The organism is Flavobacterium fontis, assembly GCF_900129405.1.
Taxonomy (GTDB): domain Bacteria; phylum Bacteroidota; class Bacteroidia; order Flavobacteriales; family Flavobacteriaceae; genus Flavobacterium; species Flavobacterium fontis.
In genome coordinates this window covers 1-22,103 of sequence record NZ_FQVQ01000023.1, presented here as the reverse complement: position 1 = coordinate 22,103, position 22,103 = coordinate 1, and the positions used below count along the sequence as shown (strand labels likewise).

The window sequence follows — 22,103 nt, the reverse complement described above, 5'->3', positions numbered from 1 at the left end:
TAGTAAATTCAAGTTTACTTTTCGCAAGAAATTTTATCTTTGATAGAAAATAATCGGTTCCGAAGTTCGCAACCTCGCCAAGCGCCGGAACGTTACCAGCTATTTGTTGAAAATCAGAATCTATAAATCAATATGACTAAAAGAAACTACGAAGATGAAGCAATAAAATTATCAAAAGTAATAGATATTGCTATTGAGTCTATGCGAAAGTTTCCGTCTGAAAGTTGGTCAAAAGAAACTTTAGATCATGTTGTAAATTGCTATAAAGAATATAAAGAGTATGCAATAAATCCAGAACCAAAGTTTAAAAAAATTGCTTCTTTAAAATACTTAATTGAAGATGTTTTTACTCGATTTCAAGAAAGCTCGGGAAAAGATGTTGAATACTTTTGGCAAGAGTTAAAAAAACAAAATCTAGATTATAGCAGAAAAGATAAACTTGATAAAATTATCAAAAGCGGGAAAATCAAAAGCAGAATTGAGTTTGAATATGTTACTGATATAATTGTTCTTGCTGAACAAGAAGGTAGAATTACAAAAGATGAAGCAATGCTATTAGGAAATATGCTTGACAATTTTGCATTAAAACATTGTAAATAGTTCAAACAGCTGGTAACAGCGGCTAGCCGCTATGGCTCGATTTTCTTCGCTTCTACCCTGTTTTCACGAAAAACTTTTATCTTAGTGGAAGAAAAACCTTTCGCATAGACCGCCACAGTCGGCTAGCCGCGGAACGTTGTGCGTCATTCTAAAAAGACCGACGAGAAAACCAACCTCAAAAAAAATCGTCCATCAATTTGCGCCATAAATCCATTTTATAAGGAACTAAGTGGTTGCATCTTTGCACTGTCAATAATGACAAATAATTTTAAAAAATAAAAAGATGACAGTATTTACCGTTCCAACAAGAGAACAAGTTTCGGAAAACAACCAAGCGATTTTTGACAATTTGAATAAAGCTTTGGGCTTTGTACCAAATTTGTATGCAACTATTGCTTATTCAAAAAATGGTTTAGAAAGATTTTTGGCTTATCAAAATGCTAAGACCTCACTTTCAAACAAAGAAAAAGAAGCCGTAAATTTAATCGTAAGCCAAGTAAATGGTTGTATCTATTGCCAGAGTGCCCATTTGGTTTTAGGTAAAATGAATGGGTTTAATGATGAGCAATTAACCGAAATCAGACACGGCAAATCATCTGATAGTAAATTGAATGCTTTAGTAACACTTGCCGCCGACATTACAAAAAATAGAGGTAATGCTAGCGATACAAATGTAGATGCATTCTTTACAGCAGGTTACACCAAAGAACATTTAGTAGATTTAATACTCCAAGTAAGCGACAAAACTGCTATGAATTTTTTGCACAACCTTACCAAAATTCCTGTAGATTTTCCTTTAGCACCAACAATTTAAAAATTAATACTCTTGCGAACCAGCGTTTTGAAGTTGGTTCGCATTTTTTTTAAAATAAGATATAGAAAATGAACAATACAGAACAAAAATTACCACTGCCACCTTTCACATTAGAAACTGCTTTGCAAAAAGTACAGTTGGCGGAGGATGCTTGGAATAGTCAAGACCCAGAAAGAATTTCTAAAGCCTATACTATAAATACCGAGTGGCGAAACCGCACCGAATTTATAAATGGGCGTGAAGAAGTCGTATCTTTTTTGAAAAGGAAATGGCAAAAAGAATTGCATTACAAACTCAAAAAAGAATTGTGGGGTTTTCGTGAGAATAGAATAGCGGTGCGTTTTGAATACGAATACCAAGATATAAATGGTCAATGGTGGCGTGCTTATGGAAACGAAAATTGGGAGTTTGACGAAAATGGATTGATGCAAAAAAGGTATGCAAGTATCAATGATTTGGCTATTGATGAAAAGGATAGAAAATTTTTATAAACGAAATTTCAATGATGAATACGGATACTTTTACCTTGATTAACTCACAAACAGGAAATTTAGCCTTTAAGGTTTTTTCGTTTAATGATAACATGCATTTCGACCACATTCAGCGATTAAATTATTATTCTTTAATTTGGATAAAAAAAGGAAATGGTGTAGCAAAAGCCGATTTCTCGGAATATAATTTTACTCAAAATAGTTTATTCGCCTTTTCGCCCTATCAACCTTTTATGTTTCAAACAGATGAGCAGATGGAAGGGGTTGTTCTGAATTTTCATCCCGATTTCTTCTGCATTCACAAGCATCAGCAAGAAGTAGCTTGCAATGGTGTGTTGTTTAATAATATATACAACCCTCCTTTTGTTTTGATAAATGAAAATGCAAGCAACACTTTTAAAATGTTATTAGAACAAATAATAGATGAAATGCAAAAACCAGCTTTGGCTCAATATGAATTATTGGTTTCTTATTTAAAAATAATTTTAATTACAGCATCCAGACTAAAAGCAGAACAACAAACCGAAATTCAAATTAATCCTGAAGAAAACAAAGAACCTTTTATCCTTCAAAATCTTAAAAATTATATTGAAACCCATTTTAAAACCAAACATTCTGCGAGCGATTATGCCAATCTATTAAATGTTTCTGCTAATGCTTTGGCTAAAATTACAAAGACACATTTTAATAAAACACTAACTGATTTAATTTCAGAACGGATTATTATAGAAGCCAAAAGAGAACTCTATTTAACCAACAAAGCAGTAAAAGAAATTGCGTATGAATTGGGTTATACTGACGAATATTATTTTAGCAGATTTTTTAAAAAGAATGCCGATATTTCTCCACAGGCATACAGGGATACAGTAGGTTTTGGAAGAGCAATGGTGTGAAGAACGAACGCACAACAAGGTATTGCCAAAAGCGGGGCTTCAGTGCTTTATTGAACATTTGTAATTCTTATAAACTTTTGTGCTAAATTTGGACATTAGTAATTCTAAACCCCGCCTTCGGCAATACCCGAACGTTACCAGCTATTTGTTGAAAATCAGAATCTATAAATCAATATGACTAAAAGAAACTACGAAGATGAAGCAATAAAATTATCAAAAGTAATAGATATTGCTATTGAGTCTATGCGAAAGTTTCCGTCTGAAAGTTGGTCAAAAGAAACTTTAGATCATGTTGTAAATTGCTATAAAGAATATAAAGAGTATGCAATAAATCCAGAACCAAAGTTTAAAAAAATTGCTTCTTTAAAATACTTAATTGAAGATGTTTTTACTCGATTTCAAGAAAGCTCGGGAAAAGATGTTGAATACTTTTGGCAAGAGTTAAAAAAACAAAATCTATATTATAGCAGAAAAGATAAACTTGATAAAATTATCAAAAGCGGGAAAATCAAAAGCAGAATTGAGTTTGAATATGTTACTGATATAATTGTTCTTGCTGAACAAGAAGGTAGAATTACAAAAGATGAAGCAATGCTATTAGGAAATATGCTTGACAATTTTGCATTAAAACATTGTAAATAGTTCAAACAGCTGGTAACAGCGGCTAGCCGCTATGGCTCGATTTTCTTCGCTTCTACCCTGTTTTCACGAAAAACTTTTATCTTAGTGGAAGAAAAACCTTTCGCATAGACCGCCACAGTCGGCTAGCCGCGGAACGTTGTGCGCAATATCTCGCCAATAGAACTAGAAAAGAACTTTTATGAGCTATTTTTTAACTATTAAAACAGAATTACAGAATCATATCAGTAATTTAAACTCAATTCGAATTGACTCAAAGAACTCAAAACTTGAGAATCATTTAAATCAAACTATAAGTATTTACAATGATCTAAGTTATGAATCGCCTGAAAAATTAAAAAGATTTATTGAATACCTTTCACAAGAGGCAAGATATTTTGGTTGGTCTTTTCCTGAAAATGCAATCGAAGAAGATTGTGAGAAATCATTCTGGAATATGGAAAATAAGATTAAAAAATTAATTGGCGGAATGACAGTAAATGAAAGATTATATTTTTTTGGGTTTTTAGAGGAATATGAAAAACTTCCATCAAATCATATATCAGCTAGAAATGCAATTCTTGAAAAATTGTTTATTTATTGATACTGCGCACAACAGCCGCTAGCCGCTATGGCTCGAATGTGCTAGTTCGGTGTTTGGTTTACACGAAAAAAGTTTATCTTAGTAAAGAAAAATCGTTTCGCTTTGACCGCCACAGTCGGCTAGCGGCGGAACGTTAGTGGCTAGCTATCGTCAGCGGTAACAGAAACTACTCTGCAAAAGAAAATGAAATGAATAATTACAAATTAATTTACATACTTTTTTTGTTTCCAATTTGTTTGTTTGCTCAAATCAAACCGACAAAATACACATTGCAGAAAATAGTTAAAAACAGCGTTGTGGAAATGAAAAACGGAAAGTTAAGTTTGCCTTCAAACAAGTCTTGGGAATTTAATAATATTGATAGCTTATACTTCAAAAAAGACACTTTAAATGCATTTGTTTGTAAAAAAGGAACAAAACACAAAAGTCTATGTGAAGTGGTTGATTGGACATTTTACCGAAAAAATGCTTTAATCTTTGGTCAAAGTTCGAATTGTAAAGAACCGCCAACAAGAAAAGTTTCTCGAAATCCGGAAGACTATTATACAATTACAATTTATACAGTGGAAAATGAAACTATGATAGATGTTTTGAGATTTGATAAAATGATTGTAGAATCTTTTATCGTAATAGAAGTATCGGAAACAGAAGATTATACTGAAATAAAATTGGTGAGAAGATTTAATGGAAATTAGCCAGCCACTAACAGCCGCTAGCCGCTATGGCTGGTAAGTGCTAGTTTGGCGTTCGGATTACACGAAAAACGTTTATCTTAGTTAGAAAGAATCGTTTCGCTTTGACCGCCACAGTCGGCTAGCGGCGGAACGTTAGCCGTCAGTTTGCCCAAAAGAAGCTAAAAATGAAAAGTACATTTATTGCAATATTATTAATTACAGCAAATCTTTGTTTTGGACAAAAACATGACAAAATAGAAGTAGGATTTAAAACTGAAAGTGATGATTGGATTAGTGATTTAGAAAAAATAGATTCTAAGGAAAAGCAAATTAATTTTATTGTTGAAAAGGTAAAGCATGACTCAATCATTAAACTTGAGAATGTGTCTGATACAATTGTAATAAAAGTTAATAAAAACGAAAATGTAAATGATGCAATAATTAGACAATCAAATAAATTTAAATGTAAAATACTTTTTGTCCTTTATCAAAATAAAACTGGATATATTTTAGACTTAAATAAATATCCGATTTTTTCTGATGTTCTTAAATATTTTAATAACGAAACAATAAAATCAATTGAAATTTTAAAAGATGAAAATGCAACTTCTCTCTATGGAAGTCAAGCAATATGTGGTGCAGTCATACTTAATAGTGATGATAAAAAATTAATAAAACTGATTAGGAAAAGTATAAAAAAACAAAAACCGCCGGCTAACAGCGGCTAGCCGCTATGGCTTGATTTTCTTCGCTTCCACCCTATTTTCACGAAAAACTTTTATCTTAGTGGAAGAAAAAACTTTCGCTTAGACCGCCACAGTCGGCTAGCCGCGGAACGTTACCAGCAAGCGTAAAACGACACGACACAGCAGACAAAAACGAACTTAAACGAGAAAAAAGTAAACCATTTTGACAAGTGAACAAAGACATACAAACGATACAAGAAACGGACAACGAGTAAGCCGACACTCATTCCCGACCCTTCTGTTTTTTTATTTTCCCCACCGCACATTTTTTTTAATTCAATTTTATGCCGACCCGCAAACGGCACATTGGCTTTTGCCCCAATCGCACAAGCCAACCCTTCAGGCAAAAGCCAAAGAGCCGTTTCTGCCAACACACCGAAAAAGCATATGAATAATACAATGAATTTTTATAGTATTTTGACAAGCTAATATTTTTAAAACAGGAATGAGAAACAAAATCTTCATAAGCCATGCCGCACCTGATGACAACGATTTCACAAAATGGTTGGCACTAAAGCTTATTGCCTTAGGTTATGAAGTTTGGTGTGATGTTTTGTTCTTGGACAAAGGAGCCGATTTTTGGAAAGTAATTGATAAGGAAATTCGAGAAGGGGCGATTAAGTTTTTACTCGCTACTTCTGAAATAGCGATAAAACGAGACGGAGTATTAAAAGAAATTGCCGTTGCGGAAAAAGTGAAAAAGCAATTAAAGGATGATAATTTCATCATTCCGCTAATTATTGATGAAAACCTTTCTTTTGATGATTTGCCGCCTGAAATCATTCGCCTGAATGCGATTGATTTTAAAAAATCATGGGCTTCAGGTTTGCAAGATTTATTGAAAGCACTTGATGACCAGAAAGTAAAAAAGAACAGTCCTGACCCTGACAAGAGTAATGCGTTGTATCAACAGATTTTTCTGCACAATAAAGGAATAATTGAACGAGAAGAAATTTATGATTCTAACTGGTTCAACATTTTATCATTTCCCAAAGAATTGCGTTTTCATGATTTTGAAAAGCTGATGCCAAAAGGTTTTGATGTGCGTGAACTAACCTTTCCTGCGGTTCGCTACAAAAACTATATCTGCACGTTTGCATGGGAATATGATTTCATGCACCAACTTCCGAAAACAGAAACTTACAACAGTAACCATACAATTAGAATACCCACCGAAGAAATACTATCCGGCCAATACGAATCGCCATTCATTGGGAACTTTGAATGTCAGCGGTTGATTGTTCAACTATTGAACAAGGCATTTGAGCTGAGAATGAAAGACAAGGGAGTTCAGGAATATCCAATGTCTAACAAAGTGGGCTATTGGTTTAAAAAGGGTAAACTGGAAAAAGATAAATTCAATAAAGTTCAATTGGTGGGTAAACAAAAAGATAAGAACTGGCACTTTGGAATTTCGGCAGCAGGCAAGCTTTATCCCTTTCCTGTGCTGATGGTTTCTTCACATATCTATTTTACACAAGACGGAATTACACCTATTGAAAGCAAAAGTATTCAACATGCAGCAAGAAGAAGGCAAGGTAAAAACTGGTGGAATGACGATTGGCGAAATAAACTACTTGCCTTTGTAAAATATCTTTCAGATGATGAAACCAGTTTTTATCTGGAAGCAGGAAGTGAAGAAAAGATTCATGTTTCAAATGAGCCTGTTCAATTTGTCGGGCAAGTCAGCTATAACATTCCCGAGAAAAATACGCTGGAAGATGAAGCAGAAATCTCAGATTTAAATGAATTGAATGAATTAGACGAAGAAATGATTGAAGAAGCCGATTCAGAATGAAAGAACTGATATACATACCTGAGCCGAATATACTCTTTGCCAATGGACAGAAATGTGCAGATGCAAGAGACGGACTTTCATTATTTGGTCCGCTATCTAAAATATACGGTATTAAAAGCGGAGTAGTGTCAACACAGAACGGTTTAAACATTTTTAAAAACTACGTTAAGCACATCCAAAAACCCATCTACAACGCTAATAATATTACACGCCCCATGTTTCCTGGATTTGAAGCCGTGTTTGGTTGCAAATGGGATGCACACCATGTTGTTTTCAAAGAAGTAACCAATGAAGAAATCGGAAAACTGCTATACACTGACAGCACTCACAAAAGGACGTATGATTTAGTTACATTATTCATTAACAAAATAATTGCCGCCAACAAAAACGAAGATGAAAAAGTAGATGTTTGGTTTGTGGTAGTTCCTGATGAAATCTATCAATACTGCCGACCTAATTCAGTATTACCTAAAGATTTGGTTCAAACAAAATCAGTTATAAGCAAATCGAAAGCGAAATCATTTCGATATGAACCAACTTTATTTGAAGACATTAACAAAGAATTGAAGGAGCAGGAAAAAGAAGCTATTACTTACAATTATGATGCACAATTTCATGACCAGTTGAAAGCTCGATTGTTGGAGCACACCATTCCTACACAGATTTTAAGAGAGAGCACTTTGGCATGGCGAGATTTCAAAAATAAGTTTGGTACACCCAAAAGAGACTTTTCAAAAATTGAAGGTCACTTGGCTTGGACAGTTTCTACTGCTGCGTTTTATAAGGCGGGTGGTAAACCTTGGAAACTATCAGATATTAGAAGCGGTGTTTGCTACTTAGGGCTTGTATACAAGCAAATTGAAAAAAGCAAGAATCCGAAGAATGCTTGTTGTGCTGCACAAATGTTTTTGGATAATGGTGATGGCACTGTTTTCAAGGGTGAAGTTGGCCCATGGTATAATCCTGAGAAGGGAGAATTTCATCTAAAACCCAAAGAAGCAAAAGCATTGTTATCACAAGCTTTAAAATCATACAAAGAACAAAATGGAGTTTATCCCAATGAAATTTTTATTCATGCCAAGACAAAGTTTAACGGACAGGAATGGAAAGCATTTCAAGAAGTAACACCTGAAGGGACTAATTTGGTTGGTGTTACAATTACCAAAACAAAACCTTTAAAACTTTTCAAATCAGAAGGGAATTACCCCATAATGAGAGGTAACGCTTTTGTTGTTAACGAAAAGAGTGCTTTTCTTTGGACAGTTGGTTATGTTCCGAAAACAGAATCAACTTTATCAATGGAAGTACCCAACCCAATTTTCATTGAAATAAATAAAGGTGAAGCGGAAATTGAACAGGTTTTAAAAGATATTTTGGCATTGACTAAATTGAATTACAATGCATGCATTTATGCGGACGGAGTTCCAGTAACACTTCGATTTGCCGACAAAATAGGAGAAATATTAACAGCGAGTACGGACCTAGTAGCTCCTCCATTGGCATTCAAATTTTATATTTAGGAATTATGAAACTATGTTACATATGGATAGATGACTATAAAGGATTCAAAAATCAAGGGTTTAACCTTGCGACTGAACATACTTTTGAATATTCAAATTCAATTCTAAAGAGAACTGAAAACAAAAAGCACATAAAGAACTTTTTTGGAAATGGAATCACCGATGTTATCGGAATCATTGGAAAGAATGCTTCTGGGAAAACTAACCTCTTAGAGTTAATACAATATATTTCAGACGGTGCTAATACAATTATTAATAAACCGTTCTTCGCTGTATTTAACGATGGAAATTACTATACTATTTATAATTACAAAATGCCTTATATTAAGAATGAATTTGGGGCAGAAATAAAAAGTTATGACGGTAAAATCCCGTCTATAAATTCAATCTTTTTCTCTAACGTATTTGATGGAAGACGACATAATTTCAGCAAAAAGATTATAAATATTTCAACAAATGACTTGCTGAATAGCTCTTTCGGTGAAAACATTAATAAGAACTATCAAAAAACTATTCAACAACAAATAAAATTCATAAAGAGTCCACAATTCAAGTTGCTTGAAGATATAGAAACCTCTGTTAATTCAAGTCCAAAACAAAAACTGAAACCTTCTAAGGTTATTCTTACTTCGCCAATCTGGTCAAACATTATTAACCGTATAAAAACTTTTGACGAGAGGTATAAAAGAGAAACTGAGAATGAAATACGATTGAAAGAATTTGTATTAAGTTTTAGAAAGAAAATTACCGACAATAAGTCAACGAATTCCATAAAATACTTCTCTGCATTCCTTGTTTTTATTGATTTTATCTTGAATAGAGATATTTTAAATCATGTTGATGGGAAAGTCATTAAGGATAAAAAAGAACTTCATCGAATATTAAATTCGTTATTTGAGGTAACGCAATCAGATTATAGAATTGATGAAGTTTTTAAATATTTCATTGGAGACTTTGCAACTACCATAGATAAATATTGGGGCATTTTTGAAACCTATAAATTTCTTTCAGAGTTGGCGGATAGAGATTTGGGCAATCAAAGTAATTCCGAATTTAAAGAAGACATTGGCACATATGCAAATCGAAGAGTTCAATTTACCTTAGAGTACAATGACAGAGTTGGCTCATTCCTTACAGGGTATTTAGACGCTACAACAAACCAAAGTTTATCATATAGTGTTGAGTGGGCAGGCATTAGCAGCGGTCACAAGGCTTACATAAATTTATTTGCTAATTTCTATTCGATTGCTGGAAAGATTAAGGAAGATAATGTATTGATATGCATTGATGAAGGTGATTTATATTTTCATCCCAAATGGCAGACCGAATTTTTATTTAAATTAATAAACATACTTCCAAAATTACTTGACAAGAAATGTCAAATATTTCTCACTACGCACTCACCTTTTTTAGTTTCAGATTTACCAAAAAGTAATTTGCTTTTTGTGCGGAAAAATGAAAATGAAAATCTTGAAGCAATTGCTAATACCAGCATTGAAGGCGAAACTTTTGGTGGAAATATTGGTGAACTTTATTTAGACGCTTTCTTTATGCAGGGAAGTTTAATAAGTCATTTTGCTGCTTCCAAAATTCAAGTTCTTGTCAATAAAATAAGAAATCAAGAAAGTCAAATCAGTAATGAAGACAGAATTCTCATAGCTCAAATTGGAGATGAGTTAATTAGAGGGCAATTAAATAAACTTCTGAATGATAAAAATTGACGACCATACAATAGCTGACCTTGATGCATTAGCTTTAAGTCACTACAACTCACTAGTTGGGGAATTGTTGGTAGATGGCATTAATTACCACGCCACGTCTTCTTTAGTTCAAAGGATTAGAAATAGAAGACTCCAAGATGCAGCCATTCCAGACCAAACCAGAGTAGATTTTTGGGATTACTTATTGAATAATAATTTTTTAAATTTAAAAAGAGTAATTACCGGTCGGCCTGCAATACTGAAAACGGTAATAGCAGAAATAGACAATATTTGTGGAGCTGGTTTCTTTTCAAATGATATTGATTATGACAATGCGACACTTACCCCATTTGGGATAATTGTAAAAGACATTTTTAACTACAGGTTATATAGGAATAAACCTGAATGCCGAGAAAATTGCAATCAATTCAATTTGTCATACTGCCCATATTGCAATGAACAAGTAACACAAGTAATAACAGATGTTAATGGTTTAAATGGAGAAACTGAAAGACTTGCACTATTGCAATTAGACCACTTCTATCCGCAATCCAGACACCCTTATTTAAGTGTTTCTTTTTTTAATTTGATTCCTGGTTGCTCACCCTGCAACGCTCAATTGAAGCTTGAAAAAAGGTTTGATATTGACTCACATTTCAACCCATTTGAAAAACGGCTTGATGACCACTTCCAATTTCGATTAAACACAATAATTCTTTCAAAAGATGAGGATGTTATCATTTCGTATACAAATAAAACACCTCATCCTGACAATGCTCTTGTTGACTTCAGAATACTTCATAGATATGAAAATATTGCCCACAAAAAAGTTGTCTTCAAACTTGTCAAGACTTTTAAAAATCATAGTCCGAAGATAAATAAGTCTATCAGTGAACAAATTATTGGTTTATTTACGATTAACGAATCTAAGACAAATGTTTTATTGGATAACTATAACGTTCCCTTAAGCAGGAATCAAATTAATCAGGTTCAACTTGGAAAATTAAAACGAGATATAGCCATTCAAATGGGTATATTGAATAATCCGTAATAAAATGAAAAAAGTCAGCCAACACATAGGTGTAAGCACATTTGCAAGCCGCACGAGCCCAAGCACAGACCAAAGCTTGCAAAAGAGCTTCCACCTTTCCCACGCTGACAAAATTGAATTAAAAAAAATCCCCTTCCCTTCTGAAAATAAAAAATACGCAACCGCACAGACCAACACTACAAAGAAACTCAAAAAGGACAATGGTTTACAGACACGGTGGACAAGAACGCCAGCTGGTAACAGCGTGTTGCCTCAATTGGCGGTGACGTGCAAAATTGAAGCTGAGTGTCCCTATCAAACTTTTGTGCAGGTTGACAGTGAAGTACTCCGAAATCGCCAACTGCGGCAACACGCAAAACGTTATAGCCAATTGTAAAACGAAACCGCAAACGAATAGACAAATTGAATTGGATAGACAAAATAAAAGAGTTGACAACTAAGCAGGACAAATCACCCGAACTGAAAAAAGGAGAGATAAAACAAATTCTCATTCAGACGGCAAGTGAAGTATTGCCTGACTTTGAATTTTTAGCATATAAAAATAGTTGCTACACTTTTCAACGACTAAGACAGGTAAACAATTTGACAGTTCACGAATTACTTCACATAATCTTTTCACATAAAGACAAATACTTTGCTTGCTTGATTGCCTCAAGACTAAATCCTGAATACATTTTTATAAATCAATCAAACATTGGGCTTTTAAATCCAAACCAAGACTTGAAAGTATTGAAACATAATACAGGTATTTTAAATATTCAAGAGGCTTATTATTTTCATAACGGACAGGTTGAGACGACAAAAAAAACAGTGAAAGAAATATTTGGTGACTTTAAAATATATGGACTTCCATTTATTGACAGACAAGTTGAAAGACTAAAATCGAACTTAATTATCAAACGTGGCTTTGACTACATAGACGATTTACAAATTGACACGCAAAAACTCAAAACCGAAATAACAGAAGAACTCAATAAGGGTGGCTCGTTAGTTTCGAGTATAAAACACCCAATTTACATTGACCTTAAAGAAAAATTGCAAGCAGTAAGTGGACAGAGTAAAGAAGACAGACAACTCATACCGAAAACCGCACACGAATTATTAGAAATCTATTGGACGAGATGAAAATAACAACTGGCTATAACAGCACCTACCCAAAAGTGGCGGTTCAGTGGTTAAATCAAGCTTTGTGCTTCTATCAAAGTTTGTGCTTAGTTGAAAGTGAAGTGCTTCGAAATCACCACCTTCGGGTAGCTGCAAAACGTTAGTGGCAATGTTACGACACGACAACAGAAATGAGAGATAAACCAAAAATAGAACTTTTAACCGTTGACTTTTATGAAGCCGAAGCGGGTTGGTTACGCTATAAACTGACCGTTGGACAACAATCGTTTGACAATAGATTTTCTCACGTTTGGGACCCGCTTCCAGATTTGAAACATTGGTTAGAAGCAATTTCTATTGGTGTTCAACAAACTTCATTTCAATATGACAACGAAGGAGACGACATTAAGTTTGATTTTGAACGTGTAAGTTGGGACAAAGAAGTATTAACAATTTCAGAAGCATACGAGAACGCACAGGTTTTCATTAAGGCAAACATTGACAGAAGGCAGATAGTAAAAGCGTTTTATCTTGGACTATTGACTTTTGCAAGTTCTGAAAAGTTTATTTCAAAAGAATGGGAAGTTGAATATTTGAAAGAACGACTTTGCAAAATTTTGAACACTGACGAAGAAGCCTTGATTGGGCAACTTACCGACCTTAATAAAAGAGAATTAGGAGAAATTCTTTTTAATGCTGACCCGACATACTACATTTCATTTCCAGAAGCAACCGACAAAAATGAAGAATGGAATATGTTTCTGCAAGACACCATTGACAAAGACAAAGGAGTAGCAAACGAACTAAAAAGTGTTGAAACACCAGCGGAATGGAATATTCCAGACGATTATAACTTTTGGACAACTGACAAAAAACGTCAATTTGTTATTGATTGTATAAACGAAAAGACAAACGGTTATGACGGAATGAAAATAAACGATTTTCGTTCTTCAATTATTGAAAAATATCTTGACGAAGAATGAAAAACACAGCCACTAACAGGCGTTTGGCTCAATGGCGGGTGACGTGGTTAATTGAACATTCTACCTCGCATCAACTTTTGTGGTGTATTGACAGTTTTGAGCTCCGAAATCCGCCACTGCGCCAAGCGCCAAACCGTTATGCCCAATGCTATGACGACCGTGCACCAGACAAGCATTATAGCTTGACATCAAACTTTTGTGTAAAACTTGACAACCTGACAGGACAGATTTAAACCTTAAAAACATTAACTTAGCGACATATATTTAAGACGAGAATGAAGCAAAAATTAACGATAAAAACCTTAATAAAAGAAGCCCAAATTTTCTGTGCTGAACAATCTAAATTTCAGCATAAAGAACTATTTGGAGTTACTGACGGCAAAGCCGTTGGGACACTTATTGAGCAGAAATTTCAAAAGCACTTAAACGACAAATACGAAGTTACAATTGGTTCTTCTGCAAGCGGTGTTGACCTGCCTTCTGACGACATTTTAACTGACATCAAAGTAACTTCGATAAAACAGCCTCAATCATCTTGCCCTTTCAAAGACGCTAAACAAAAGGTTTTCGGACTTGGTTACAACTTACTTGTTTTCGTTTACGACAAAGCTGACGACCCGAAAACTAAAACAGCAACTTTGAATTTTGTAAGTTGTTCGTTTGTTGCAAAAGAAAGAACGGCTGACTTACAACAACTTACCGTTTAAGAGAAATGGTTAAGGATAAAGCTAATGAAGCCGACATCATTGCTTACTTGCAAGACAAAAATATCCCAGCAGACGAAATAACATTATCGAAACTAGCGGAACAAATCTTAAAAACTCCACCTGAACAGGGTTATTTGACTATTTCAAATGCTCTACAATGGAGATTACAATATCAACGAATTGTAACTCTTACAGATGAAGTAAAAGGAATAACCAAAATTGTAAGCTATAACAAACCTCAATGATGAAAGTATTTGAAGCAAATATTACTCATCAAGTTTCAGATTTCTTAAATGACAATCTGAAAAAGATTACATCTTTTGAAAAGGCAAATCAAAAAATGTATGATGCCTTCGGCATTATACATTTTTTTGATAATGATGAAGAATTAGAAACGCTTAAAGAAGTTCTTTCAATTACTAATAATATTGTTGAAGAACCCGACAGAGCAGAATATGGCGACTTTCAAACCAATTCAGATTTGGCGAATAAGGTTACGTTACACTTATCTTCAAAAACCATTTCGCCAGAAGTTGTAATTGAGCCAACCTGTGGAAAGGGAAATTTTATTATTGCTTCATTACGCAACTTTAAAAACATCAAAAATATTTTCGGTGTTGAAATTTACAAACCTTACGTTTGGGAAACCAAATTCAACATTATAGATTTTTTCCTTTCTAATCCAAATTCAAACAAACCAGAAATTTTAATAGTTCATTGCAATGTTTTTGATTTCGATTTTAAAGAAATAGCTAAGAAACATTCAACGAACGATATTTTAGTAATTGGCAATCCACCATGGGTAACCAATTCAAAATTGGGTAGTTTAAACTCAACTAATCTTCCTAAAAAAACAAATTTCAAAAACCATAGCGGTTTAGATGCTATGACAGGTAAAGGCAATTTTGATATTGCTGAATTTATTACGCTGACTATGATTGAGACCTTTCAAAATATGAAAGGGAATTTGTTGTTATTGGTTAAAAATTCTGTTATCAAAAACATTGTCTTTGACCAAAACAAAAATCGTTACAAGATTTCAGATATTGAAAAACAGTGTATTGATAGCAAAAAGGAATTTGACGTTTCAGTAGAAGCAGCTTTGTTTTATTGCAAACTAAATTCGCTACCGACATTTGATTGCACAGAATTTGATTTTTACAACAATCTAAAATCTCAACTCAAATTCGGTTGGTTGAACGATAAATTTGTTTCAAACATTGACACATACATTCACACGAAAGAAATTGACGGAGAGTGTCCCTTTGTTTGGCGACAAGGTTTAAAACACGATTGTTCTACCGTAATGGAATTAGACAAAGTGAACGGACACTATGTAAACGGTCTGAACGAAGAAGTGAAATTGGAAGACGGTTTAGTTTACGGTATTCTCAAAAGTTCTGACCTTAAAAACACAGTAATTAATCAAACACGAAAATTTACAATTGTTACGCAAAAGAAAGTTGGTCAAGAGACAAACTATATCAAAACGGAATATCCTAAAACGTATCAATACCTGACACAGCATCAAGCAAATTTTGATGCAAGAAAATCTAGTATCTATAACAACAAACCCTTGTTTTCAATATTTGGTATTGGCGATTATTCCTTCAAACCTTTCAAGGTTGCCATATCAGGACTTTACAAGACATTTCATTTTACGCTTATTCTGCCACAGGACAACAAACCCGTAATGCTTGACGACACTTGTTATTTGATAGGTTTTGACAAAATAGAATTTGCTGTTTACGCATTAATTCTTTTAAACTCCAATACGACAGTTCAGTTTTTACAATCAGTAACTTTCCCAGACGCTAAAAGGACTTTTACAAAAGACGTTTTAATGAGAATTGACCTTTTAGAATTAGCAAAACACATTGACAAAGCCGACCTGCAAACAGAACTTGAAACGCTTAACGAGAAGTATAAATTCAATTTAACACTTGACTTGTGGGACATTTTTATTAACGAAATGACACCTGTAAACAATGGACAAATGGCAATGTTTGCATAGACCGAAAAGAAGCACTGGGCATAACAGCGGTTTGGCGTAATGGCGGGTGCAGTGCTTCGTATGACAGTTTTGTGGTAGGTTCAAGTGCCGTTCTTCGATTGAACTTTTGTGCTAAAAATCCGCCACTACGCCAAGCCGCCAAACGTTAGCGGTAATACTTTAGAACCAGATTTAAAATGATATCTGAAGAACAAAAACAATATATCATTCACAGTAATAGATGGCCATTTTCAGTAATTGATATTTTTATCCGATATATCATTTTTGTTCCTATTTTTTCAATTACAACTTTGATTTTAACTTTTGTAATAAAAAAGTTCTCAAAATTGATTTACATTGACTTTTTGATTATAGCCTTTCTATTAGTGTTTATGATATTGTGTTCATATTATAGTTTTAAAAAAATCAAATCAGAAAGTAAGTTTGAGGAAGTAATAAGTAGAAAAACAGTTAATGAAATAATCGAATCAATAACAAATAATTGGGGCGAATTAAAATGGCGATTAAAAGAAAATAACGAAACCATAATAGTGTTCTCTGACTTTGATTATGGTTACCGGCAAGAAAATTTAATAACAATAATTAAAAATTCAGATTGTACCTTTTTAATAAACTCAAGATCTAATGGAAATCAACCATTTACTTTTGTGAGAAATAAGAATAATTTGGAGAACTTAAAAACTATACTAAAAAATTAGTACTACCGCTAACAGCCGCTAGCCGCTATGGCTGGTAAGTGCTAGTTTGGCGTTTGGATTACACGAAAAACGTTTATCTTAGTGGGAAATAATTGTTTCGCTTTGATCGCCACAGTCGGCTAGCAGCGGAACGTTATGCACAATATTTATGAAAATCCTGCTTCTATCCTTATTTTCGTTTTTGACAACAATTTGTTTTTCACAAACAAAGCAAAATCTTATTCGGACAATTGAAAAAGCAAATATTGTTGAATCAGATTGTGTAGGTACAACTTGCGAAGAAGGCAAACAGTATTTGAATTTCCAGAAGTTAAAAAAGCTAATCTCTGAAAAAGAACTTTTAGATTTAACAAATTCACAGAAACCTGTTTTGAGAAGTTATGCTTATCGAGAAGTTATTCAACCTAACAATGAAAATGTAGTTGATTTTTTAATTTCTGAACTTAAAAAAAATCAGCAAGTCCGAACCTATGAAGGATGTATTGAAGATTTAGAATTAATATCATCTTTTGTCTATCATGAATACTGGAATAAAATAAGAATTGATGCAGCAAAAAATATTACTGGAGATAATGAAAAGGAGCAAGTTAAAGCGATGCAAATGCGACTTGAAAATGATTTGGTAATGAGAAAATTGGATAGCGTAATCATCAATTCGGACAAAAAAATTTATTGGCTTTTATATTTACGGGCTTTTGAAAACAGAAAACATAATGATTCTTTTGTTCCAAGAATTGAAAAATTGGCATTTGAAGATAATAATGTTTATGCGTTGCTTTATTTGAACAAGTATTACGCAACACAATCAAAAGAAAAGATAAAATCATATTTTGAAGATAAATTTCTAAAAGTAACTTTCAAAGAAGAAAAAGACTCTATATTCCTTCCAGGGCTAATTGAATTTTTAATCAATAGTAATGATAAACGCTTAACGGAAATCGCTATTGAAAAGTTAAAACAAGATAGAGATGTTTGGAAAAACGACAGTTATCGAATAATGAATATGCTTGAAAAGCACAGTTTGAAGTTATAGAAAAATACTGTGCATAACAGCCGCTAGCCGCTATGGCTGGTAAGTGCTAGTTCGGTGTTTGGCTTTCACGAAAAACGTTTATCTTAGTAAGAAAAAATCGTTTCGCTTTGACCGCCACAGTCGGCTAGCGGCGGAACGTTGGCAGTAATTGCAGAACATAATCTTAAATGAAGAGAAAATACATTTATATATCTTTTTTTGCAATTGCAATGATTATCACAATCATATCGGTTAAATCAACTTTTTATTCAGTTCCTAATAAAATGAAAACTACTCAAGTTGATGGAAAATACAATTTAGGTAAGCGTATTTATGAAAAAGATTGTGCAAGTTGTCATGATAAAAAAATGATTGAATATGCAACCGCTCCACCACTTGGTGGAATTACAAAACGTAGAGAAAAAAATTGGTTGTACAATTACACACGGAATTCAAGTAAAATGTATTCTGATGGCGATACAATTGCGTTAAAATTAAGGTCGGGAAATTTTGGACTAATGCCAAGTTTCCCAAATCTAAATGATACAAAATTGGATGCTGTGTATTATTACATTGAAAAAGAATACCAGAAAAATAAGAGCCAAAAAACAGATTAACAACTACTGCCAACAGCGGTTTCGCGCTATTGCTGGTTTTTCTTAATTACAACTCATTTCTTCACGAAAAACTTTTATTTTAGCAGAAAGTACGCAGTTCGCAGGAATCGCAACAGACGCGAAGCCGCGGAACGTTGTGAGCAATTTATAAAACCTGTGTAATGAGAAAATTAGTTTTCACCTTCATGTTAATTTTAATTGGACACTGGAATTGCTTCAGTCAAACTGTTTTGGATACGGATGAACTAAATAATTTGGACAATGTCTTTCTATACTCCTTAAAAAGATACTGTGAATCGTTAGATTCTTTAAAAGTTAAAACAGTATTTGTGAAAGATGGAGAACACATAGGTCAAATTTGGCCAAAAAAAATAAAAAGTTTTGAAATTAAATATCTTGGCTATTTCGATTATAGAAAGGTTATTCGAGAAAATGATGGTAACGTAACAATGGTTGGAATCGGTCCACTCCAATATAGAAAAGGAAAGTTTTATGTGGACGTAATTCCTTTTTCTACAACTTACTCAAAAAGAGCTGTTCATTTTAGTAACGGAGGCGGATTAACCGTTTACTTTGAATATGATAAGGAAAGAAAAGGACTGATATACAAAACTGAAGAATGGGGTGGTATTTAAACTGCTCACAACAGCCGCTAGCCGCTATGGCTGGTAAGTGCTAGTTTGGTGTTTGGTTTACACGAAAAACGTTTATCTTAGTAGGGAAAAATCGTTTCGCTTTGACCGCCACAGTCGGCTAGCGGCGGAACGTTAGTGGCAATATTAGAAAATCTCGTATGAAAAAGACACTTATATTTATTATTTCAATTTATTTTATATTGATTAGTTGCAAAAGTCAAACTGAATACTTTGAGCCAAAAGGAATAATAGACAGGACAGAAGAACTTAAAGGTAAGTTAGAATGGACAACACTTAATGATAAAGAAAGTGTTGACAAATATACTAGAATAGGAGATTCGATTTTTGGTGGAGAAATAGCTTGTAATGTAAAGCCCCTTGATGGAATTGATTTAAAATCATTCAAAGTTCTGGCTGGAACTAAATATGCAAAAGATGATAATCATATTTATTATCCAATTGAAATTCCTTGCATTGATTATTCAGATTGTGGTGTTTGTTATTATGGAAAAATAATAGTCGAAGGTGCAAACCCAAAAACATTTAAATATTTAGGAAAAGATTACGCAACTGATGGTGTAAATGCGTTTTTTAGAGGAAAAAAAATCGAAAATGCTGATGGAGCAACTTTTAAATTAATAAACGGTCCTGAATATTTCTATTTTGCAGTTGACAAAATGAATGTTTACAAACATTCCGAAATATTTAAAATTGCTGATGCAGAAACTTTTTATTTTGACAAAGATGATAAAAGAAATATTGGAGATGTATTCATAATTGGAGATAAAAATAAAGAATGGGAATTTATTCCTCCATATTCAATAAAAGAAGTGGAAAAGAATTAAATACTGCCACTAACAGCCGCTAGCCGCTATGGCTGCTATGTGCTAGTTTGGTGTTTGGCTTTCACGAAAAACGTTTATCTTAGTAAGGAAAAATCATTTCGCTTTGACCGCCACAGTCGGCTAGCGGCGGAACGTTAGCAGTCATTAAATCGAAACCCTGCAAATATGAGACATACAGTTTTAATTTTACTCTTAATTGCTTTGACTTCTTTCAACTCCAACAGAAATGAAGACGAACAGAAAATAGTTCAAAAATGCTTTGACTTGAAAAGAGTGATGAATTTCTTTCAGGAAAAACAGATAATTATACTTGATAATGGTAAAGTTTCGCCGAAAATTAAAATTAGTATAAACGGTCAAGAAGTTGCTTTCATGACAGAAAAAGAATTAACTGCAAAAGGCATTAAAGCATTTATAGTTTTCCATAAATTCGATATTAAAAAAGATTTGGCCTCAGTTTATTTTAGACTTGATTCTGAAGGAATGGGTGCCGAAATAGAACTTGAGAAACAGAAAAGTGACTGGAAAGTGATAAGTGAAAAAGTTTATGAAAATTAACGACTGCTAACAGCGGTTTTGCGCCATAGCTGGTTTGTCTTTCTTCGAAAATAATCTGAACATCACAATTTCTTTTTACATTTATCCTTAACTTGCCGCTACGGCGCAAAGCCGCGGAACGTTAGTAGCCATTACCTAACCTGCCTCGTATGAAAAGAAACATTCTATTTATTTTATTGACCTTCGTTTTTCTATGTTGTAATGGAAAACAAACTGAAAAAGAAGCGAAAACCGAAAAAAAAGAAATTGAGGAAATCGAACTTCCTCCACCTCCAAGAAAAATTGATATGGACAATTTGATTGGGTTTGCTTGTTATAGCTCAGGAATGACTTCAAAACCCGTTGAGACAATAACAAAGTTGCTGGAGAATGAGAATTATAGTGAAGTTAAAAATAAATTAGCGTCCAAAAGTGTTGCAGAAAAGTATTTGGCAACTATTGCTTGTAATGAACTTAAAAAACAAAATGCAATTTCATTGAGCATTTCAGAGTTGAAACAAATTGAAATTAATATGAACAGTAATGAGAAAACAACAATTTGTTCAGGTTGTACAAACGAAAATGAAATAACATTAAAGCAATTGTTTTCAACAAAGACTTTTATAGAAAGAGGTGTAAAAGAATGGCTCAAAGAGTCGATTTAATAGTAACGGCTACTAACAGCGGCTAGCCACTATGGCTTGATTTTCTTCGCTTCCACCCTATTTTCACGACCCGAGCGAAGCGAACGGTGCGTAGCAAAAAACTTTTATCTTAGTGGAAGAAAAAACCTTTCGCATAGACCGCCACAGTCGGCTAGCCGCGGAACGTTAGTGGCAATTGTAAAAAAAATGAGTAAAAAAATAACATTATTCCTATTCATTATTTTCTGTTTTATCAAGGTTTATTCACAGACAAATAATCAAATTGAAAACGAAATCGTTGGAAAGTGGAATATTTGTGAAATTAAAAATAAAACAGGGGTAAGAACTACTTTACATTGTCTTAATGAAGTTATTTTTAAAAATGATTTGACAGGTGTTATTTTATACTTTAAGGAGGATGAATTTTTCAAATGGAAAATCACAAATGATAAGATATCTTTTTCACAAAACACAAAAAAAAACTATTATATTTTTCATTCAGAATATGAAATAAAATTTACTATCAAAAATAGATTCATTGAATTAGAATTGATAGATGTTAATGGGGATTCAATTATTTTGCGTCGAACAAAGACAACTGCCACTAACAGCCGCTAGCCGCTATGGCTGGTAAGTGCTAGTTTGGTGTTTGGATTACACGAAAAACGTTTATCTTAGTAAGGAAAAATCGTTTCGCTTTGACCGCCACAGTCGGCTAGCGGCATTCCAAGATCAAAAACAAGTTTTTAAGCCGAAAATTTACTTAATTCTACATAGGGCGTTCCGCGGTTAACGGTT

General features: G+C 33.5%; 26 protein-coding genes. All 26 read left to right on the top strand.

What is annotated here, in order from left to right; genetic code table 11:
• Positions 1–132: 132 nt before the first annotated feature.
• Positions 133–600 (top strand): hypothetical protein, encoded by a 468-nt coding sequence (locus BUC17_RS13655; protein WP_073365460.1) that lies wholly within the window; start codon positions 133–135, stop codon positions 598–600.
• Positions 601–883: 283 nt separating this feature from the next.
• Entirely contained in the window at positions 884–1,414 is a 531-nt protein-coding gene (locus BUC17_RS13650; RefSeq protein WP_073365458.1) for a carboxymuconolactone decarboxylase family protein, read from the top strand.
• Between the two features lie 68 nt (positions 1,415–1,482).
• Positions 1,483–1,905, top strand: coding sequence for a nuclear transport factor 2 family protein (locus tag BUC17_RS13645; RefSeq protein ID WP_073365456.1), 423 nt, complete (start codon positions 1,483–1,485; stop codon positions 1,903–1,905).
• Positions 1,906–1,916: 11 nt separating this feature from the next.
• Positions 1,917–2,798 carry a helix-turn-helix domain-containing protein gene (locus BUC17_RS13640; protein WP_073365454.1) on the top strand — a complete coding sequence of 294 codons (882 nt, stop codon included), beginning with the start codon at positions 1,917–1,919 and terminating at the stop codon, positions 2,796–2,798.
• 174 nt (positions 2,799–2,972) lie between these two features.
• The gene (locus BUC17_RS13635; protein ID WP_073365452.1) at positions 2,973–3,440 is read left to right on the top strand and encodes a hypothetical protein; all 468 of its coding nucleotides are present in this window, start codon (positions 2,973–2,975) and stop codon (positions 3,438–3,440) included.
• 178 nt (positions 3,441–3,618) lie between these two features.
• A complete protein-coding gene (locus BUC17_RS13630; protein WP_073365450.1) occupies positions 3,619–4,020 on the top strand; it encodes a hypothetical protein in 402 nt (133 codons plus the stop codon).
• A 188-nt stretch (positions 4,021–4,208) separates the two neighbouring features.
• A complete protein-coding gene (locus BUC17_RS13625) occupies positions 4,209–4,715 on the top strand; it encodes a hypothetical protein (RefSeq protein WP_073365448.1) in 507 nt (168 codons plus the stop codon).
• A gap of 164 nt (positions 4,716–4,879) precedes the next feature.
• Entirely contained in the window at positions 4,880–5,422 is a 543-nt protein-coding gene (locus BUC17_RS13620; protein ID WP_073365446.1) for a hypothetical protein, read from the top strand.
• 463 nt (positions 5,423–5,885) lie between these two features.
• Positions 5,886–7,238 carry a toll/interleukin-1 receptor domain-containing protein gene (locus BUC17_RS13610; protein ID WP_073365442.1) on the top strand — a complete coding sequence of 451 codons (1,353 nt, stop codon included), beginning with the start codon at positions 5,886–5,888 and terminating at the stop codon, positions 7,236–7,238.
• Positions 7,235–8,758: an argonaute/piwi family protein gene (locus tag BUC17_RS14040; protein WP_073365440.1), complete on the top strand. Its 1,524-nt coding sequence runs from the start codon at positions 7,235–7,237 to the stop codon at positions 8,756–8,758. Before BUC17_RS13610 ends, BUC17_RS14040 begins: the two co-directional genes overlap by 4 nt.
• Before the next feature lie 5 nt (positions 8,759–8,763).
• On the top strand, positions 8,764–10,479 hold the full coding sequence (locus BUC17_RS13600) for an AAA family ATPase (RefSeq protein WP_073365438.1): 1,716 nt from the start codon (positions 8,764–8,766) through the stop codon (positions 10,477–10,479).
• Positions 10,466–11,509 (top strand): HNH endonuclease family protein, encoded by a 1,044-nt coding sequence (locus BUC17_RS13595; RefSeq protein ID WP_073365437.1) that lies wholly within the window; start codon positions 10,466–10,468, stop codon positions 11,507–11,509. Before BUC17_RS13600 ends, BUC17_RS13595 begins: the two co-directional genes overlap by 14 nt.
• A 4-nt stretch (positions 11,510–11,513) precedes the next feature.
• Entirely contained in the window at positions 11,514–11,885 is a 372-nt protein-coding gene (locus BUC17_RS13590; protein WP_073365435.1) for a hypothetical protein, read from the top strand.
• A gap of 26 nt (positions 11,886–11,911) precedes the next feature.
• Entirely contained in the window at positions 11,912–12,634 is a 723-nt protein-coding gene (locus BUC17_RS13585) for a hypothetical protein (protein ID WP_073365433.1), read from the top strand.
• 170 nt (positions 12,635–12,804) lie between these two features.
• Positions 12,805–13,596, top strand: coding sequence for a hypothetical protein (locus tag BUC17_RS13580; RefSeq protein WP_073365431.1), 792 nt, complete (start codon positions 12,805–12,807; stop codon positions 13,594–13,596).
• Between the two features lie 275 nt (positions 13,597–13,871).
• Entirely contained in the window at positions 13,872–14,303 is a 432-nt protein-coding gene (locus tag BUC17_RS14180; protein ID WP_200798345.1) for a hypothetical protein, read from the top strand.
• 5 nt (positions 14,304–14,308) lie between these two features.
• On the top strand, positions 14,309–14,548 hold the full coding sequence (locus BUC17_RS14175) for a hypothetical protein (protein ID WP_200798344.1): 240 nt from the start codon (positions 14,309–14,311) through the stop codon (positions 14,546–14,548).
• Entirely contained in the window at positions 14,545–16,317 is a 1,773-nt protein-coding gene (locus tag BUC17_RS13570; RefSeq protein ID WP_143161822.1) for a hypothetical protein, read from the top strand. Before BUC17_RS14175 ends, BUC17_RS13570 begins: the two co-directional genes overlap by 4 nt.
• Positions 16,318–16,493: 176 nt before the next feature.
• The gene (locus BUC17_RS13565; RefSeq protein WP_073365429.1) at positions 16,494–17,015 is read left to right on the top strand and encodes a hypothetical protein; all 522 of its coding nucleotides are present in this window, start codon (positions 16,494–16,496) and stop codon (positions 17,013–17,015) included.
• A gap of 148 nt (positions 17,016–17,163) precedes the next feature.
• On the top strand, positions 17,164–18,048 hold the full coding sequence (locus BUC17_RS13560; RefSeq protein ID WP_143161821.1) for a hypothetical protein: 885 nt from the start codon (positions 17,164–17,166) through the stop codon (positions 18,046–18,048).
• 167 nt (positions 18,049–18,215) lie between these two features.
• Positions 18,216–18,644 carry a c-type cytochrome gene (locus BUC17_RS13555; protein WP_083544999.1) on the top strand — a complete coding sequence of 143 codons (429 nt, stop codon included), beginning with the start codon at positions 18,216–18,218 and terminating at the stop codon, positions 18,642–18,644.
• Between the two features lie 161 nt (positions 18,645–18,805).
• The gene (locus tag BUC17_RS13550) at positions 18,806–19,279 is read left to right on the top strand and encodes a hypothetical protein (RefSeq protein ID WP_143161820.1); all 474 of its coding nucleotides are present in this window, start codon (positions 18,806–18,808) and stop codon (positions 19,277–19,279) included.
• A gap of 158 nt (positions 19,280–19,437) precedes the next feature.
• A complete protein-coding gene (locus BUC17_RS13545) occupies positions 19,438–20,124 on the top strand; it encodes a DKNYY domain-containing protein (protein ID WP_073365421.1) in 687 nt (228 codons plus the stop codon).
• Positions 20,125–20,289: 165 nt separating this feature from the next.
• A complete protein-coding gene (locus tag BUC17_RS13540; RefSeq protein WP_073365419.1) occupies positions 20,290–20,682 on the top strand; it encodes a hypothetical protein in 393 nt (130 codons plus the stop codon).
• A gap of 149 nt (positions 20,683–20,831) precedes the next feature.
• Entirely contained in the window at positions 20,832–21,326 is a 495-nt protein-coding gene (locus tag BUC17_RS13535; RefSeq protein ID WP_073365417.1) for a hypothetical protein, read from the top strand.
• 186 nt (positions 21,327–21,512) lie between these two features.
• Positions 21,513–21,923 carry a hypothetical protein gene (locus tag BUC17_RS13530; RefSeq protein ID WP_073365415.1) on the top strand — a complete coding sequence of 137 codons (411 nt, stop codon included), beginning with the start codon at positions 21,513–21,515 and terminating at the stop codon, positions 21,921–21,923.
• Positions 21,924–22,103 lie beyond the last annotated feature (180 nt).

What these genes read in the sequence shown, in the direction of transcription:
- BUC17_RS13595 (WP_073365437.1), top strand. Translation starts at nt 10,466, where the DNA reads ATGATAAAAATTGACGACCATACAATAGCTGACCTTGATGCATTAGCT.
- BUC17_RS13610 (WP_073365442.1), top strand. Translation starts at nt 5,886, where the DNA reads ATGAGAAACAAAATCTTCATAAGCCATGCCGCACCTGATGACAACGAT.
- BUC17_RS13630 (WP_073365450.1), top strand. Translation starts at nt 3,619, where the DNA reads ATGAGCTATTTTTTAACTATTAAAACAGAATTACAGAATCATATCAGT.
- BUC17_RS13635 (WP_073365452.1), top strand. Translation starts at nt 2,973, where the DNA reads ATGACTAAAAGAAACTACGAAGATGAAGCAATAAAATTATCAAAAGTA.
- BUC17_RS13620 (WP_073365446.1), top strand. Translation starts at nt 4,880, where the DNA reads ATGAAAAGTACATTTATTGCAATATTATTAATTACAGCAAATCTTTGT.
- BUC17_RS14040 (WP_073365440.1), top strand. Translation starts at nt 7,235, where the DNA reads ATGAAAGAACTGATATACATACCTGAGCCGAATATACTCTTTGCCAAT.
- BUC17_RS13650 (WP_073365458.1), top strand. Translation starts at nt 884, where the DNA reads ATGACAGTATTTACCGTTCCAACAAGAGAACAAGTTTCGGAAAACAAC.
- BUC17_RS13555 (WP_083544999.1), top strand. Translation starts at nt 18,216, where the DNA reads ATGAAGAGAAAATACATTTATATATCTTTTTTTGCAATTGCAATGATT.
- BUC17_RS13580 (WP_073365431.1), top strand. Translation starts at nt 12,805, where the DNA reads ATGAGAGATAAACCAAAAATAGAACTTTTAACCGTTGACTTTTATGAA.
- BUC17_RS13550 (WP_143161820.1), top strand. Translation starts at nt 18,806, where the DNA reads ATGAGAAAATTAGTTTTCACCTTCATGTTAATTTTAATTGGACACTGG.
- BUC17_RS13625 (WP_073365448.1), top strand. Translation starts at nt 4,209, where the DNA reads ATGAATAATTACAAATTAATTTACATACTTTTTTTGTTTCCAATTTGT.
- BUC17_RS13545 (WP_073365421.1), top strand. Translation starts at nt 19,438, where the DNA reads ATGAAAAAGACACTTATATTTATTATTTCAATTTATTTTATATTGATT.
- BUC17_RS13590 (WP_073365435.1), top strand. Translation starts at nt 11,514, where the DNA reads ATGAAAAAAGTCAGCCAACACATAGGTGTAAGCACATTTGCAAGCCGC.
- BUC17_RS13645 (WP_073365456.1), top strand. Translation starts at nt 1,483, where the DNA reads ATGAACAATACAGAACAAAAATTACCACTGCCACCTTTCACATTAGAA.
- BUC17_RS14175 (WP_200798344.1), top strand. Translation starts at nt 14,309, where the DNA reads ATGGTTAAGGATAAAGCTAATGAAGCCGACATCATTGCTTACTTGCAA.
- BUC17_RS13530 (WP_073365415.1), top strand. Translation starts at nt 21,513, where the DNA reads ATGAGTAAAAAAATAACATTATTCCTATTCATTATTTTCTGTTTTATC.
- BUC17_RS13540 (WP_073365419.1), top strand. Translation starts at nt 20,290, where the DNA reads ATGAGACATACAGTTTTAATTTTACTCTTAATTGCTTTGACTTCTTTC.
- BUC17_RS13565 (WP_073365429.1), top strand. Translation starts at nt 16,494, where the DNA reads ATGATATCTGAAGAACAAAAACAATATATCATTCACAGTAATAGATGG.
- BUC17_RS13570 (WP_143161822.1), top strand. Translation starts at nt 14,545, where the DNA reads ATGATGAAAGTATTTGAAGCAAATATTACTCATCAAGTTTCAGATTTC.
- BUC17_RS13600 (WP_073365438.1), top strand. Translation starts at nt 8,764, where the DNA reads ATGAAACTATGTTACATATGGATAGATGACTATAAAGGATTCAAAAAT.
- BUC17_RS13655 (WP_073365460.1), top strand. Translation starts at nt 133, where the DNA reads ATGACTAAAAGAAACTACGAAGATGAAGCAATAAAATTATCAAAAGTA.
- BUC17_RS13535 (WP_073365417.1), top strand. Translation starts at nt 20,832, where the DNA reads ATGAAAAGAAACATTCTATTTATTTTATTGACCTTCGTTTTTCTATGT.
- BUC17_RS13560 (WP_143161821.1), top strand. Translation starts at nt 17,164, where the DNA reads ATGAAAATCCTGCTTCTATCCTTATTTTCGTTTTTGACAACAATTTGT.
- BUC17_RS14180 (WP_200798345.1), top strand. Translation starts at nt 13,872, where the DNA reads ATGAAGCAAAAATTAACGATAAAAACCTTAATAAAAGAAGCCCAAATT.
- BUC17_RS13640 (WP_073365454.1), top strand. Translation starts at nt 1,917, where the DNA reads ATGATGAATACGGATACTTTTACCTTGATTAACTCACAAACAGGAAAT.